We start from the raw sequence: 16052 nt of genomic DNA, 5'->3' as shown, positions 1-16052 counted from the left end.
TGTAACTTAACATATTTTATTATGTTAATAGTACTTTTTGAATATGAATTTAAAAAATTAATTTTATCGTAAAATCTTTGTAACACAATGGTTTCAACAAAGTCGAATTTATTATATTTTGAAAACGCTATCATTTTCTAGTATATTATGTATAATTACTTTTATAAAAGGACTGATAAAAGTGAAAGTGCTTGTATTACAATTTAGAATCGAACCCGCAAATGCACAACAAAATGAAAATAAAATCAAACAGCTCTTTGATAAACACATCACAGCAAACACAGAGTGCGTTGTACTACCAGAGATGTGGAACAATGGTTATGCGTTAGAAAAACTCAATGACTTAGCAGATCACAACTTAGAACGTAGTCAGCAATTTATTGCTCAACTCGCACAAGACTATAATGTCGCAATTGTAGCTGGATCTGTCTCAAATATTAAAAATGATAAAGTCTACAATACCGCATTTACGGTTAACAAATTAGGAGAAATCATCAATAACTACGATAAAGTGCATCTGGTGCCGATGTTACAAGAGCCTGACTATCTCGAAGCTGGCGACAAAGTACCCGAGGCATTTCAACTAACAGACGATGTGGCAGCAACTCAGATTATTTGCTATGACTTGAGATTTCCTGAACTATTACGCTATCCAGCACGTAAAGGTGCACAAATTGCTTTCTATGTCGCACAGTGGCCAGAAGCACGTAAAGCACATTGGCGTGCCCTACTCCAAGCGAGGGCGATTGAGAATGATATGTTCGTCGTAGGAAGCAATGGTTGTGGCAATGATGGATCAACAGAATATGCGGGCCATTCAATTGTCGTTAATCCAAATGGTGAAATATTAGCGGAATTAGAACACGAAGAAGGACAAATTGAGTTAGATTTAAATATGGAAGAAGTGGCTCAACAACGGAAAGCTATACCCGTGTTTGAGAACTTAAGAAAGGAACTTTATAAGTAGAAATCAGAGTCATCGGTAACAACACTACACAGATTAAACATCTTCAGACATAGGGAAAGCCGTGAGCTTGGGAGGGACTCACGGCTTGATTATTAAGGGAATGTTTTACAGTTATTTTTTCTTTATCTATTTTTTGGGGATGTTATTAATTATGAAAAAATTTAGTGAATTTACCGATTATTATAATGATAAATTGAATGATGTTACGATAGCTTACATGTTAATACTTGTTTGCTGTTGCTTAAGCAAATGTAATGACACTTGACTTGCGACTGAGCAATATTACAGTCTTAATAGGGATTATCAATGCTTACTTAGTGAATTTCTTAACTGTTTCTGCGATTAATTTAACAAATTTAGTTACTGTTTCTACGATATCTTGTGTCATAAATCTGTACCTCCTTGTTAAATATTCAAAGAAATGATATCGTTCTCATTTCAAACTATACGAAGAGTCAGTTACAACCGAACGATTCGAGTATTGATTCCTAGTTTGTATCAGTAGCGCTATCTACACTTAGAAATTCAAGTGACTCTGTATCATCTCTTTGTGATACATCTTTATTAAAACACGGTGCCAACCCTTGTGGGCACATAATCCCTAACTCGTAATTTTTTATTCTAAACTGTATTCTATTTTATGTTAAAATCAATAAGGAAAATATTTTAATAACAGTTAGGAATTAAATATGAACAGTTAAGCATGTAAATGCACAGTTCTTACTTTAATTCGTATAATTAGAGTAAGGAGAAAACGCTATGGCAAAGTTTATAGACAATATTATAGAAAAATTTGCTAGCTATCTCAGAGATCGAAATAACTTAGATTATATTACTTATTTGAAAGTTAAGTTAGGCATACAAGTTGCATATAATAATATCTCAAAAGGTATTGTAACCTATGGTATTTCGCTCCTTTGCAACATGTTCTTCTATACACTCACTGTTCATATTACCTACTTTATTTTAAAGTTGTTTGCCCATGGCGCACATGCAAAATCTGCAATACTGTGTCATATTCAAAATATAGTATCATTTATATTAGTGCCTTATTTAATAGTTAGTTTTAGACCTGATAGTCGAATTCTAATGGGTCTAGCTTTTTTGAATTTGATTATTTTACTAATTTATGCACCTAGGACAACAAAAAAACAACCTCTACCATTTAAATATCGTAAAGGTAAAAAAATCAAAACCATGATTCTCGCTACTTTAATTCTTATTTTATCGATTTTTATAAAGGAGCCTTACTCAGTTTTATTGTTATATAGCGAAATTCTAATAGGTATTTCACAATTACCTATATTTGTACCTAAGGAGGAATATAAGGGATGAAATTAATTAATATATTTTTTAAAATACTAATAACTTCATTTAGTATCTTAGGAAAACAAAGTGGCGTTTATCCATGTGGAGGTTGGTGGGATGAACCTGAAGTTCCAAAAGAAATAACTGATCTGCATAAATAACCTATTAGTTAGAAAGTGTGTAAATAATGGATTTATTAAATTCTATCTTTTTACCTGTATATCAGATGATTATGCTATTCGTTATAATAACTATTATTGGTAATATCAGGTATAGAACAAAAGATTTAGTCATCCTACTATTTATATTAATAGGATGCATGATTTTTTATTTCATAATCGGTCAATTTTCCATAATTATTTTGTCATTGAGTGTAATAGTGTATGGTTATTATAAAAAGCGTTTAGTAGGTATTATTATCGCTATATTAAGTTATCTATTATCGTTCATAATGAATTTCTTTACAATACTTACTATGGGAATATTTAGAGAGTACAGTCCTTTCAATTTGATTGATAATCTCATATATTCAGTTATTCATACGATATTCATATTAATACTAGCTTACTTATTCAATAAATTATTAAACATTTTAAACAAATCTATTTTGTCTTTAAGTAAACTATATTTAATTTTGATTTCGTTATCATTACTTGCTGCTTTTGTAGTATTATATATGTATGTACCTAAAAACTTTATACCTTTCCCTGACTTTAAGTTTCTAGCAGGTATATATATAATATTTACTTTAATATTTGTCTTTTTATTAATCACTATATCTTATAGTATAATCCGCGAAGTGCAATACAAAAGAAACATGAAAGAAGTACAAAACTACTACGAATACACGCTTAAAATTGAAAAAATCAACAATGAGATGCGCAAATTCCGCCATGATTATGTGAATATCCTCTCAACGATGTCTGAATTTATTCGTGAGGATGATATGGAAGGTTTGCGCAAATATTTTAATGAAGAAATCGTACCTATGCAAGACAATATGCAAGCGAAGTCGATTAAGATCAACGGCCTAGAGAATTTCCACGTGCGTGAAATTAAAGGGCTTCTTACGACGAAGATTCTTCAAGCGCAAGAGAAAAATATCAGAATCAGTATAGAAGTGCCTGATATTATTAAAAAGATTAATCTTCAAACGATCGACCTCTCCCGCATGATTGGCATCATCTTAGACAATGCGATTGAGGCGTCTGAACAACTTGAAGATGAGCCGCTCATCAGGGTTGGTTTTATTCAAGAGAGCGAATCTGTTACATTTATAGTAATGAATAAATGTCAACCGGACATGCCACGTGTGCACACTCTCTTTGAAGAGAATTTCTCTACTAAAGGAGACAATCGTGGTTTAGGTTTATCTACATTGAAAGAAATTGCTGAAGATAATGAGAATGTGCTACTAGATACAACGATTGAGAACGGCTTTTTCATTCAAAAAGTAGAAATATTAGACTTCGAGCCTTAAGGATGTGACGAGATTTGAAAATATTCATTTGTGAAGATGATATTAAGCAACGTGAAAGTATTGAATCGATCATTAATAACTATATTATGATTGAGGAAAAACCGATGAAGGTTGAGATGTCTACGGATGATCCTTATGCAGTACTTGAGCGTTCTAAAGAAATTAACGATATCGGTTGTTATTTTTTAGATATTCAACTAGAAGCGGACATGAACGGAATTAAGCTTGCGAGTGAGATTCGTAAACATGACCCTGTCGGCAATATCATTTTCGTAACGAGTCATAGTGAGCTCACTTATCTCACGTTCGTTTACAAAGTTTCCGCGATGGACTTTATTTTCAAAGATGAGCCAAATGAGTTACAGAAACGTATTATTGATTGTCTGGAAACATCTGAAGCACGTCTCAAACTGCTCAGTAAAGAGAGTAATGTTGAGACAATCGAATTGAAACGTGGCAGCAACTCCGCCTATGTACAATACGATGACGTGATGTTCTTTGAATCATCTTCCAAATCCCATCGACTTATCGCTCATTTAGATAATCGACAAATTGAATTCTACGGCAATCTGAAAGAACTGAGTCAGCTCGATGACCGTTTCTTTAGATGTCACAACAGCTTTGTTGTTAATCGACATAATATCGAGTCGATTGATTCGAAGTCACGAACTGTTTATTTTAAAAATGGTGAAGAGTGCTATGCTTCTGTCCGTAACGTAAAAAAGATATAATCGCTTATTTACACACGAAAGCACCGCCCTACTGATGGGACGGTGCCTTTTTACGCTATATTATTCTTCTCTCGTTAATCCCTTTTCAACGTTCTCTCGTTCAGGAATACTACTAATTGCGCCATACTGTGTCGTCACTACGCTCGCAACATAGTTACTAAAGCGCAACATGTCTTCGCCTTTCATTTTAAGCAAATCAGAAAGTGACTGCTTATCTCCTTCTAACAAGCGGGCAATAAACGCTCCGATAAAGGCATCTCCTGCTCCTGTCGTATCAATTGGTTGTACTTTAAAGCCGCCCTGACTCAATTCCGTACCGTCAGCTAGATAAAGCGTCGCCCCTTCAGCACCTTTCGTATAAACGACCGCTTCTACTTGTCCTTGGAAAAGCCAGTCAATTGCTTCTTTGTCATTACTTTTACTTGTCACGAATTCCAGTTCCTCATCAGAAATCTTCACGACATGTGCCTGAGGAATAAATTGACAAATCGCCTGCTGACATGCCTCTGGACTATCCCACAACGGCAAGCGCACATTCGGATCAAACACGACCGTTCCGCCTACACGATGAAACGTCTCAATCAATGTTTGATGTGCCTCTCTCATCTCACTCTCAACCAAGTCGACAGAACAGAAATGCATAATATCGTCTTCATGCACATCCAAAGTTTCAATATTGGCCTTATCATACAACATGTCCGCTGATGGTTTACGATAGAACGAGAAATCGCGCTCCCCACTCGCAGTTAAGCTCACAAACGCAAGTGCAGTCATCGCTTCAGACGTTCGCAACACGTGCTTCGTTCCCACGCCAATCTCATCTAACGTGCTCACAATTAAATCACCAAAGGCATCTTCACCGAGTTGCGTTACCATTTCAGCATGTCCACCTAACTTCGCTACTGTAGCCGCTACGTTACAAGGCGCACCTCCTACTTGGCGTGTGAAGCCTTCGACGTCTTTCAATAATATATCTGTTTGATTAGGGATAAAGTCAATCAACGCTTCCCCAATCGCAAATAAACGACGCATTATACATTCTCCTCTAAGTCATATTTCGTGAATTTCAAGTACACTTGCCCAGATTCTGTTGATGCTTTGATACCTGTCGCTTCTGAATCAGGGAAGATACGTGAAGTCAGTACGCGTTCACCATCATTACAGAAGATTTCAATGCTTGAAGTATCTACAAAGATTTGAAGTTGCTTTAACGGTGTATCAAGAACCGTACTCCGTGTCGTGCCATCTACAGGTTCTGGCAGAGGTCCGCTTTCAGAGCGATCTAACGTCAATTGTTGAGTCCGCGTATTATACGTAATCAATGTCGATTGTGTCTTAGAGGCACGCAGTTCGAAATAGAGTTCTGTCGCCTCATTTTCTAAAATATCTATAATGAGCTCATACTGCTTGCCCTCGTATGGCTGCAACTTGCGATTAAATTTATTCGCATAGCCGAGTGCCGTCTCCTCATTGGTACGCAACTTCTGTAAGTTCGCAATCGGACGTTGCTTTAACTTGCCATCCTCAATATGTAATGTGCGTGGGACTGTGAGACAATGCGCCCATTCGTCTTTATCAGTTGGATAAGCCGTATCTGGTAAGCCCATCCACCCTATCAAGACGCGTTCGCCATCTTCACTCTTAAACGTCTGTGGTGCGTAAAAGTCAAAGCCATGATCAAGTTCTAAGAAATCGCCATGGTTAAACTCCAATTGTTCAATATCAAATTGACCGATTAAATAACCTGATTGGTAAATATTGCGATAGCGTTCGCCATCACTTTCAATGCCTTGAGGACAGAACATGACGAAATCATGTCCGTCTAGTTCAGAGTAATCAGGACATTCCCACATATAGCCAAACGCATCGAGACGTGTGTTCACCTCTCCATGAAACTCCCACTTAACAATGTCTGTCGATTTATACAGGAGCAAGCGCCCTGCTTCATCTTCAGTTTGTGCACCTAGAATAGCATAATAAGTATCTCCACGTTGAAAGACTTTAGGATCTCTAAAGTGTTGCGTATAGCCTTCAGGTGGACCAGCAATCACAGGTTTAGGGAATTTCGTCAGCGTCCCATCGTCTTTCATTTTAGCAATCAACTGAGAAGACGTACGTGACCAATCCTCATCTCGATGGTTACCTGTATACATGTAATACAAATGTCCTTGATACTCAAAGGCACTGCCACTATAAACGCCGTGACTATCATATTCCGTATCAGGTTTCAGAATCACGCCGTGCGGTTCAAAGTGCACGAGGTCACGACTACGGTAGTTAAACCAATATTTCAAGCCATGCACCGCGCCGAGTGGGAACCACTGATGAGAGATGTAGTACTCGCCATCGTAGTAAATCAACCCGTTCGGATCGTTCAACAGCCCCGTTTCAGGTTGAATATGGAAAGTTTGGCGATACGGCGACTCCGCCACTTGTTCTTTCATCGCCTCTAGTGTGACTGGACTCACCGCTTCCATAGGTTGATATCGTTCTTCTCTCGTCCACGCTTTCATATCCGTTCCTCCTGTTACTTACTCATTAACTTATTCTAACATGGATGACCGCTCGTTTGGTATCGGTTCCACTTATTGATTCTTTATGATTCTCTTTCTGTAAAATGCACATCAATCATCTGTGGCGACTGAATTGATTGTTGATTGAGTGCTTTGAAAAGTTGTGCAATCGCCACTTTGCCTGCTTCACGATATTGATATTTCACTGTATGAATAGGTGGCGACACAAGTTCAGTCATCGGATCTCCACCAAACCCAATCATTGTCGGCCAAGGTTGTGGTATTTGATATTGGCTACTGTATTTGTAGACAGCCAAGGCAATCGCATCCGTAGCACCGACTATCGTGTCATAGTGCGTGATTGAATGTCGTTGAAAATGTGCTGTAATATCCTTCAATGCTTCTCGATAATTAAATGACGTTAATGTGAAGTTAGGCTGAATATTGTAATGGCTTAAAGCGTTGAGCATGCCCTTTTTACGCAACACACCTACTGCGTAATCTTCTTCTGTCACGCCGAAAAATTGAACTTGAGGTGATTGGGATGTTGTGTCTGTCTCTGATTTAGACGTACCACACGCCATCATCTGTTGACCTACGTAGTCGCCTACGAGTTGCCCAGCACGGTAGTCATCATGAACGACGCAATTAAAGCCATCTTTACTTTGGCCAACGATCACGACGGGTACGCCCAACTGTTCAATAATCTCTTGAAGTTCTTCAGTAATATCCGTCGCCATAAAGACGATGCCATCCACCTTACTACGTTGAAACATCTTTAATGCCTCAATTTCCAAATTCTTATCCAAATTAGTGAAGTTTAGTAAGAGCTGGCAATCATGCTCATCACAGGCCTCTTTCACGCCACTAATCGTCTCATCCACCGCATGTGAATTCATACGAGGAATTATAGCCCCTATCAAATTCGTACGTCGCGCTCTCAAACTTTGCGCAAACTGATTAGGCTGGTAATTCGTTTCTTGAATAATTTGATCTAATAACTGTTTCGTTTGTTCGCTCACTGAACCATTATTCAGATATCGCGATACCGTACTTTTAGACACGCCTGCCATCTTCGCTATATCTGTAATATTCTTCATATCTAAGACCTCTCAACACTCTTGTCATTTGCGATTTCAATCCATATTTTACCACACAGCTTGGAGTGAACCTACTCTTTAATGGGAATTAAGCTAAAACAAATTAAATATGTCAGCCGGTTGACATATTTTCAGAAAGCGATTACACTTTATTTAAAAGAAAGCGCTTTCCAATACATTATGAGGAGGTTCATCATGAAACCTACACAATTTATAGATACCTTTAAAAACAAATCTTATTTACAAAGTTCACTCATGTTTATGCTATTCTTCGCTTCTTGGAGTATTTGGTGGTCATTCTTCCAAATATGGCTAACATCCGGTAGCAATGGTTTAGGTTTATCGGGTGGAAAAGTCGGAATTATTTATTCTGCAAATTCTTTCGTTACGCTTATATTGATGTTCATTTATGGAGTAATTCAAGATAAATTAGTTATTAAACGAACATTACTTGTCTTCTGTTCCCTCTTCTCAACATTTGTAGGTCCATTCTTTATATGGTTATATGCGCCATTTATACAACATCATTTTTGGTTAGGCGTAATATTAGGATCTATTTTTCTTTCTTGTGGTTTTTTAGCAGCTGTGAGTGCCTACGAAGCAGTTGGTGAAAGATTTAGTCGTTACTTTAACTTTAAATATGGTCAAGCTCGTGCTTGGGGTTCGTTTGGTTACGCTGTAATGGCTCTTGTTGCTGGCTATACTTTTGTTATAAATCCTCATCTCAACTTCTGGTTAGGATCTTTAATTGGTTTAATATTACTATTAACGATACTTTTCTGGAAATCTGATGAAGAAGTTAATGCAAAAGAAAGAATCGAAGATAATAAAGAAGAAGCTGCACCTTCGTTAAGTCGAATCATCTCGTTACTTAAGGTAAAAGATTTATGGATCATTATTATCTTTATTACATTTTCATGGTCCTTCTATACTATCTTTGATCAGCAAATGTTTCCTGATTTCTATACAAAACTATTTTCATCTTCAAGTGTAGGACAACAGATGTATGGTACATTAAACTCTGTTCAAGTATTTGTTGAAGCATTGATGATGGGAATTGTTCCAATTATTATGGCTAAAATTGGAGTCCGAAAAACATTACTCTTAGGTGCTACAGTAATGTTTTTACGTATAGGTTTGTGTGGTATAGCTCAAGGTCCAATAAGTGTTTCATTTATTAAAATGTTTCATGCATTAGAAGTGCCGTTATTTGTATTACCTATATTTAGATACATCACATTACATTTTGACACAAAATTATCAGCAACAATATACATGGTTGGATATAGTGTCTCAGCTCAAGTGGGACAAATTATATTATCGGGTCCACTAGGTACTCTAAGGGATCACATTGGGTATCAACCTACTTTCTTTGTTATTTCAACTATCGTCTTATTAGCAGGAATTTTCGCTTTTATAACATTAAGAAAAGACAACGAATACGTTTACGGAGATCCTTTTGTAAAAGAATAAATAAAGGAGAGTTAATATAATGAAAGAGCAAAATAATGATGGAATCTCAAATCATAGATATCGTTTAGGTTATCATGTAATGCCTAAATCAGGATGGATTAACGATCCAAACGGTTTTTCATTTTTTAATGATTATTACCATATTTTCTATCAACATTATCCATACGAACCACAATGGGGTCCTATGCATTGGGGGCATGCTCGTAGTAAAGATTTAGTACATTGGGAGACCCTACCTATCGCTTTAACTCCAGGCGATAAAGAAGATAAAGATGGTTGTTTCTCAGGAACTGGTATTGTAAAAGATGAGAAATTATATTTATTCTACACTGGTCATCACTATTACGATGATAACGATCCTGATCATTTCTGGCAAAATCAGAATATGGCCTATTCTCAAGACGGGGTCCATTTTACTAAGTACCAGCAGAACGCTGTAATACCTGAACCTCCACAAGATAACACGCAACATTTCAGAGATCCTAAAGTATGGCAACACGGTGATTATTACTATATGATAGTTGGCAGTCAAAATACTGATGAACTAGGTCGAATCATTCTTTACCGTTCTAAAGATTTGTTATCTTGGGATTATATCGGACCTGTCGATGTATCTAATGGTCAAGAAATTGAAGGATATATGTGGGAATGCCCTGATATCTTTGAATTAGATGGTAAACATATACTGCTTTTCTCACCACAAGGCATGAAAGCAGAGAAAGAACAATATCTTAATTTGTTCCAAAATGGATACTTTGTAGGTCATTTCAATTACGATTCTCATCAATTTACGCGTAATCACTTTAAGGAATTAGACCATGGACATGATTTTTATGCTCCTCAAACAATGCTAGCTCCTGATGGTAGACGCATTCTAATTGGTTGGATGGCAATGTGGAACAATGCAATGCCTGAACAAGTTGACGGTTGGTCTGGTGCCCTAACGTTGCCACGTGAATTACGTTTAAAAGACGATCACTTATATATGACACCCGTTGAAGAACTCAAACAGTTACGTAAAGATATAATTTCGTGTGATTATAAAACAGTAAAAAATAAAACTTTATTAGTTGAAGATATAGCTCAAACTGAAATTAATCTCTCACTATCACATCAAAACTTTAAGATTCAAATGACGGACGAGAAAAATGATTTGCTATCCATTAACTTTAATGCAGATAACAATAAGTTTATACTTTTCCGTGAAGATTTATTAGATAGTAGATATGCAACGATTCAATCAACCAATGAGATACATTTACAAATCTTTATTGACACAAGTTCTCTCGAATTATTCATTAACGATGGGGAAGCCGTTTTTACAGAAAGATTCTATAGTGAGACACCTCCTAAATTATGGCTTTCTGCAGAAGCACCTATAAATATGAGTTCGGAAATTTACGAGCTCGAAGATAATGCTATTCGCTTTGATTAAATAATAAATATTCAAGGTTTATCCTACTAAGAAGCGTGACTCTTTTCATGATCTATGAGTCCGCTTCTTTTTATTTAGATCGCATTTTACTTCTAAAAAGTGCATAATGAAGTATATAAACTATATTAAGTAGGAGGATCACGCAATGAAACCTAAATTAGAAGATGTAGCTAAAATAGCACAAGTTTCTAAAACAACGGTCTCACGTGTCCTAAATAATCGAGGATATATAAGTGAAAGAACCAAAAACAATGTCTATCAAGCAATGGAAGAGTTGAACTACCAACCGAACTCGGCAGCTCGCCAACTTTATCAGCAGAAGACAAATATCATTGGATTGTTATTCCCAACAGTAGCTAATCCGTTCTTTGGTGAACTTATTCTAGAATTAGAGAAAAAATTATATGCTAAAGGTTACGTAGTTATAATCGGTAATTCAATGAGTGATCCTGAAAAAGAACGACATTATATGAATCAACTATTATCAAATCAAGTTGATGCCCTTATCGTAGGTACACATAATATTGGAATTGAACAATACAATAACAGAAATTTATCTATCGTCGCTATTGATAGAATCATGAATCAAGATATACCAGATGTTCGTTCTGATAATCTTAACGGCGGCATGATAGCTACTGAACGTCTGATTCAACAAGGTGCCCGTCATATTATCCATACTAATGGCCCTATTGATGTCAATACGCCTGCAAACTTAAGACAAACAGGTTATGAGCAAACGATGCAAAAGTATGGACTCAAACCAATAACTTATACGATTGATTTTAGTCTTAGCTATGAAGAGAAATCAGAAATATTTTCTCGCATTTTTCAAGATCATCCAAATGTTGATGGTATCTTTGCCTCAAATGATACTGATGCGATTCAAATTTATCATATTGCTCAACAATTAGGTAAACGTATTCCTGAAGATTTAAAGTTAATAGGTTATGATGGTACTCAACTAATGAGATATATGCATCCTTATTTAACTACGATTATACAACCTATAAGCCAAATTGCAGATAAAGCAATAGAGATATTAGAACAAAGAATCCAAAATAAGTCTACTAATCAAGAACATATCTTTCCAGTTCAACTGTGGGAAGGAACGACTGGATAATATAATAGAGGTTAAAGTTATAGTTTGAAGAAAAATAATTTATCCACGATTAGAATAAATTATAGACTTTTAAAATCATTCTCATTTTTACAGTAAAATGCCGCTTCAATCATCACGAAAGAAGCGGCATCACTTATATTTATTAAGCTTTCTGAACTGTAATCGTCCATGAAGCGTCATCAAGTTGTTCGTAATTTGTTACTGGATAACCTTGTTCTGCTGCCCAGTTTGGAATTGCTTCAGTGGCTTGTGTGCAGTCGAAATCGATCTTCAATTCATCTCCAGAATCTAACGTTTCCATCTTCTTCTGTGCTTCGATGAGTGGGAATGGGCAGACCATACCTACTGTACCTAATTCATGTACCATACTTATACCTCCTATATATTAAGTCGTTTGTGTTTGATGAGTTTTAACTTGTGCTAATTGTGATTGAGTCGCTTTCTTCACTTGTTTCATTGGTTTAACAAACATGAAATAACTCATAAACCAAGTTCCGAGGATCATTGATGCGAGTGCAACCCAGCCTTTCCATGAGAACATCGCTGTTTCTACAAGACCATTACCGATTGAGCAACCGCCAGCTACTGAAGCACCGAAGCCCATGCATACACCGCCGATTACGCTATTGCGAATTGTCTTCTTGTCTGGTAAACGCCATTTGAATTCGCGAGAACCACGTGCGGCGATATAAGAACCGATAAAGATACCTAAGACGAGCATTACGCCCCAGTCGATAAGTTTAAGATCACCTGTCACTAAAAATTGTGAGATGTTTGCTGAAGGTGTCGTAATACCTAGCCCGTGCATACGCCCTGTCATTTCACTTAAAGGCCATGCAAGTAAGGCCACTAAACCGACACCGATCGCAGCTACAAATGGGTGATAGCGTTTTTCGAATAAGAGATGTCTAAGACCTGTGTATTTTTGTTTTAATTTCGGTACTGCAATTTTAGGTTTTGGTTTGCGTAGTGTTTTTACCACAAAGAATAGTGTGATTAATGTCAACGCAATAACCCAGACCCAGTTTGGAATACCTGTCGTATCGGCCATACTTGTACGGTATTGTGTAGGCTGATTGACGCGTCCCATCACAGGTTGAAGAATACCGAATTTCGTCACTGCTGAAGTGAAACCGTAAGCGACGAGTGCGACCCAACTTCCGATGAGACCTTCACCTGCACGATACCAAGTTCCAGTTGCACAGCCACCTGCGAGAACGATACCGATACCAAAGATAAATGAACCAATGATTGTGCCAATGAGTGGATAAGATTCGTGAGGTACTTTCACGACGCCAAATGCAGATAATGTAAATAGCCCAATACTTTGAACTGCAATGGCAATTAATAACGCGTAGAACATCTTGTTGTTCTTCTGGACATACATGTCACGGAATCCACCAGCGAGACAGAATCTCGTACGCTGCATAATAAACCCGAGTAGTATACCGACGATAATCCCTGTTAAGATCAACCAGTTCATAACTTCACTCCCTATTCCCGATAAAACTAATATGATTAATAACAATAATAATACTATAATATTACTATTTCAAGACTTCTGTCTAACATTATTTTTGATATATTTCGTGTTTGAGATAAAAGTGAAGATGTATACTATCAAAACGAGTGACAAGCTTGCTTCAGCGCATAACAAAAGAGCGGAACCTTAATGAGTTCCGCTCTTTGAATAAAATATATGTTCATTTGTGCTGGTGACATGAGCCTTTTAACCCTAGCTACATCGTCAAAGTTCTTAAATTAACGATCTAGTTGGTCAATATTCTCAATTGTCTTCACTGAACCACCGTCAACAGTTACGACCACACTAAAGTTATTTGTCGTATCTGAGTCATATACGAGGTCGTCACCTTCGTAATCGTCAGGTTCACTATACACATCGATGTACTCACTCTTGCTGACACCGTGAGGCGCAATCGCAACTTGTTCAACTTCATCGTCATCATTGTAGTAAACGGCTAGATCATGATACTGCTTGAAGACGTGGTCGCGTCCATCGACTTCACCTTCAGGATGGCCAAGTTTCTTCTCAACTTGCTCTCTCGACATACCATTATTAATACCGTTGTAGCCTTGTTTAGATGGTGCTTTCATATAGTTTTTATCAAAGTGATCACTGAATACGTCTACTTTTGCTGCATCAGGGTCTGTCGGATTATCTGCTGGGTCGTCCTTTTTATCCTTATCGCTAGAACTATCATCAGAATCACTAGACTTCGATTTGTTTGAGTCTTTCTTAGATGCATGTTGTGACTGCTTGTGATCGTCTGATTTGTTCGTATAGTGATCATAAAGTTTATAGGCACCAAAGATGAGCGCTGCAAGAATCGCTAAGAAGATGATTGTTGAAATCACAATCCACACTTTAGAGCCGCCTCGTTTGTCTGGCTCTTGTTGATATGTATGTGGTGTTTGACGTGTTTGTTGATGTGCGCCATAAGATTGAGAAGCCGAAGACTGTGTAGCTTGATGCGCACGACCTTGGTTGCCGCCTTGATGATGTTGTTGCTGTGTAGATGTGTGTTGAGAATCATGTTGTTGTGATTGTGTTTGTTCCTTATCTTGATTTTGTGATGTTTGTTGAGAAACATTTGCATTTCTGAGTGGTGCGCCACAATTTACACAGAACTTTTGATTTTCTGAGTTTTTATGGCCGCAATTGGTGCAGAAGACCATTGTTATACATACCCCTTTCAATCGTATTACGAAAAATGTGACATTTATTTTTAGAGCTAATAAAAATAGGATAATAACAGAATGTAGTAATCATTATCCCATTCTCACTAGCTTTAATCTTAACTTTGATAATTCTTCATAAAGAATAGTAGTGACTGCAATTCGATACCTAAATCAATTTGATGAACTTGCACAGATTCTGGAGTCTCAATACGTGCAGGTGAGAAATTCAGAATTCCCTTGACCCCTGCTTCCACCAATTGATTGGCGACATGCTGAGCTGCAGATTCAGGTGTCGTCAGAATCACCACATCTATCGCTTCATGCGCCAAAGTCTCTTGCAGTTGATCCATATGTTTTACAGCAACACTACCGATTTGTTTGCCGATAATCTCATCTCGGATATCAAACGCCTCAGTAATCGTCATTTCATCATGGATAGAGAAGTTGTACGTGAGTAAGGCTTTACCGAGGTTACCGACACCGACGAGAGCAATCTTAATATCTTGGTTCTCGTTAATTTCATTTTTAAAAAAGTTTAACAAACTATCGATGTTATAACCATAGCCTTTCTTGCCTAACTCTCCAAAGTAGGAAAAATCACGACGTATCGTTGCTGAATCTATATTTAGACCCTCGCTAATGGTCTTAGAATTAACTCGATCAATTCCCTTTGCTTTCAAGGTATTGACGAATCTATAATATAAAGGTAAACGCTTTAAAGTAGCGCGAGGAATCTTATCGCTATGAATAGCCATTTGGGCTTCCTCCTCAATATGAGTCTTCTATTAATAGAACTATTACTCTTAGATAAAAATTAATGGTTATAGTAATAGAGATGTACAAGTATAAGTTACATATTTTGAAACACTTACACTTTAACACTTTACTATTACTACTATTTTTATCTTTATGAATGGTAAATAGAATTAAATAATAAGCAAAGAAGATATAATTATTTCTTTGCCCTTAGTAAGAGTCAATTTGGATTTCGTTTTCCCAAGACGATTTGACACGCTTGAGAGATTAAGATCACAACGAAAATCCATTTTTGGAGCTATACAAGCGACAAAAATTAGTTGAGTGTGATCCTCTAAGCAAGGGAAAATCGTCAAAGTGAAAACGTGTTATTTTTTCTATTTTACCCTCAATCTAAAAAATATTATACCTTAATACTTTATGAAAATAAACAACTCTTATTTTATCCAAAACCTTAATAATGTAG

The 16052-nt window shown here is 36.8% G+C and carries 15 protein-coding genes; 8 read left to right on the top strand and 7 right to left on the bottom strand.

The genetic code is table 11. The features are described 5' to 3' along the window. Positions 1-181 precede the first annotated feature (181 nt). From HMPREF2802_RS07945 to agrA, 5 genes are all read left to right on the top strand, one after another. Positions 182-967: a carbon-nitrogen family hydrolase gene (locus tag HMPREF2802_RS07945; RefSeq protein ID WP_070503497.1), complete on the top strand. Its 786-nt coding sequence runs from the start codon at positions 182-184 to the stop codon at positions 965-967. A 759-nt stretch (positions 968-1726) separates the two neighbouring features. After that, a complete protein-coding gene (locus HMPREF2802_RS07940; protein ID WP_049409366.1) occupies positions 1727-2302 on the top strand; it encodes an accessory gene regulator AgrB in 576 nt (191 codons plus the stop codon). Then, positions 2299-2436, top strand: a complete 138-nt coding sequence (agrD, locus tag HMPREF2802_RS07935) for a cyclic lactone autoinducer peptide AgrD (RefSeq protein ID WP_002471753.1) — start codon at positions 2299-2301, stop codon at positions 2434-2436. The genes HMPREF2802_RS07940 and agrD overlap by 4 nt, the downstream gene beginning before the upstream one ends. Before the next feature lie 26 nt (positions 2437-2462). Then, a complete protein-coding gene (gene agrC / locus HMPREF2802_RS07930) occupies positions 2463-3755 on the top strand; it encodes a quorum-sensing sensor histidine kinase AgrC (RefSeq protein ID WP_070503495.1) in 1293 nt (430 codons plus the stop codon). 14 nt (positions 3756-3769) lie between these two features. Continuing rightward, positions 3770-4486, top strand: a complete 717-nt coding sequence (gene agrA / locus HMPREF2802_RS07925; protein ID WP_002471758.1) for a quorum-sensing response regulator AgrA — start codon at positions 3770-3772, stop codon at positions 4484-4486. A gap of 60 nt (positions 4487-4546) precedes the next feature. Here the strand turns inward: agrA and HMPREF2802_RS07920 are convergent, their stop codons facing one another. From HMPREF2802_RS07920 to HMPREF2802_RS07910, 3 genes are all read right to left on the bottom strand, one after another. After that, positions 4547-5518, bottom strand: coding sequence for a carbohydrate kinase family protein (locus HMPREF2802_RS07920; RefSeq protein ID WP_070503493.1), 972 nt, complete (start codon positions 5516-5518; stop codon positions 4547-4549). Next, entirely contained in the window at positions 5518-6999 is a 1482-nt protein-coding gene (locus tag HMPREF2802_RS07915; protein ID WP_070503491.1) for a sucrose-6-phosphate hydrolase, read from the bottom strand. Before HMPREF2802_RS07915 ends, HMPREF2802_RS07920 begins: the two co-directional genes overlap by 1 nt. A gap of 83 nt (positions 7000-7082) precedes the next feature. After that, complete coding sequence (locus HMPREF2802_RS07910) at positions 7083-8099, bottom strand: LacI family DNA-binding transcriptional regulator (protein ID WP_070503488.1); 1017 nt, start codon at positions 8097-8099, stop codon at positions 7083-7085. A 195-nt stretch (positions 8100-8294) separates the two neighbouring features. Between HMPREF2802_RS07910 and HMPREF2802_RS07905 the strand changes: the two genes are divergently transcribed. From HMPREF2802_RS07905 to HMPREF2802_RS07895, 3 genes are all read left to right on the top strand, one after another. Further along, positions 8295-9572 carry an MFS transporter gene (locus HMPREF2802_RS07905; protein WP_070503486.1) on the top strand — a complete coding sequence of 426 codons (1278 nt, stop codon included), beginning with the start codon at positions 8295-8297 and terminating at the stop codon, positions 9570-9572. 19 nt (positions 9573-9591) lie between these two features. Continuing rightward, positions 9592-11007: a glycoside hydrolase family 32 protein gene (locus HMPREF2802_RS07900; protein WP_070503484.1), complete on the top strand. Its 1416-nt coding sequence runs from the start codon at positions 9592-9594 to the stop codon at positions 11005-11007. Positions 11008-11152: 145 nt separating this feature from the next. Further along, on the top strand, positions 11153-12130 hold the full coding sequence (locus tag HMPREF2802_RS07895) for a LacI family DNA-binding transcriptional regulator (RefSeq protein ID WP_070503482.1): 978 nt from the start codon (positions 11153-11155) through the stop codon (positions 12128-12130). A gap of 142 nt (positions 12131-12272) precedes the next feature. Here the strand turns inward: HMPREF2802_RS07895 and HMPREF2802_RS07890 are convergent, their stop codons facing one another. The 4 genes from HMPREF2802_RS07890 to HMPREF2802_RS07875 all read right to left on the bottom strand — a co-directional run bounded on the left by HMPREF2802_RS07890 (position 12273) and on the right by HMPREF2802_RS07875 (position 15585). Continuing rightward, on the bottom strand, positions 12273-12497 hold the full coding sequence (locus HMPREF2802_RS07890) for a sulfurtransferase TusA family protein (protein ID WP_002471757.1): 225 nt from the start codon (positions 12495-12497) through the stop codon (positions 12273-12275). An 18-nt stretch (positions 12498-12515) separates the two neighbouring features. After that, positions 12516-13613 carry a YeeE/YedE family protein gene (locus tag HMPREF2802_RS07885; RefSeq protein ID WP_070503480.1) on the bottom strand — a complete coding sequence of 366 codons (1098 nt, stop codon included), beginning with the start codon at positions 13611-13613 and terminating at the stop codon, positions 12516-12518. A gap of 278 nt (positions 13614-13891) precedes the next feature. Then, positions 13892-14827 carry a zinc ribbon domain-containing protein gene (locus tag HMPREF2802_RS07880; protein WP_070503478.1) on the bottom strand — a complete coding sequence of 312 codons (936 nt, stop codon included), beginning with the start codon at positions 14825-14827 and terminating at the stop codon, positions 13892-13894. Positions 14828-14946: 119 nt separating this feature from the next. Continuing rightward, positions 14947-15585, bottom strand: coding sequence for a redox-sensing transcriptional repressor Rex (locus tag HMPREF2802_RS07875; RefSeq protein ID WP_070503476.1), 639 nt, complete (start codon positions 15583-15585; stop codon positions 14947-14949). Positions 15586-16052 lie beyond the last annotated feature (467 nt).

The organism is Staphylococcus sp. HMSC071G07, from assembly GCF_001811435.1.
Lineage (GTDB): Bacteria > Bacillota > Bacilli > Staphylococcales > Staphylococcaceae > Staphylococcus > Staphylococcus pettenkoferi.
Note: the sequence above shows the minus strand (reverse complement) of the source record. Positions and strands in the feature narration are given on the sequence as shown.